The sequence below is a fragment of the Campylobacter sp. BCW_6465 genome, assembly GCF_001762815.1.
Taxonomy (GTDB): Bacteria; Campylobacterota; Campylobacteria; order Campylobacterales; family Campylobacteraceae; genus Campylobacter_D; species Campylobacter_D jejuni.
In genome coordinates, this window is record NZ_MJXN01000035.1 from 1 (window position 1) to 432 (window position 432).

General features: G+C 33.8%; 1 pseudogene. It reads right to left on the reverse strand.

Going from position 1 to position 432, the window contains the following annotated elements:
* Positions 1-29: 29 nt before the first annotated feature.
* Positions 30-432 (reverse strand): annotated as a pseudogene (locus tag AJ886_RS02695) (hypothetical protein); the annotation flags it as partial.

Below are 432 nucleotides of genomic sequence, written 5' to 3' on the forward strand. Positions count from 1 at the left end.
GGCTAGTCTAGTTATGAAATTCATTATTTTCACTCTTTTATATTATGCTCTTTAGCATAAGCTAGTATTTTGGCTCGAAGTTCTTGCGGAAAATTATATCTATAAATAGCAGGGATTCTTGGATCAAGGAGTTTGTCTAAATATCCTCTTTTATAAACCCATTCTAATCTTTCAGGGGTAAAATAATAAGGGGCATTAGGATAGCCTTGAGGAGGAGTGAGGGCTGCTAATTTGGCGCTTAATACTAGGGTATCTTTGAATAAAGTGGCTTGTTGTTCACTCCAATCATTTGGAGTATCTACATCAAAGTTAGTTTTCATCCCATTTCTATATCCATCCATAGCATCATCAAATTTATTTCTACTTTCAGGAGTAGAATCTATATCTCTTGGATCTTTTAATTTGCCTTTTTCAATATCATCATATAAAGCC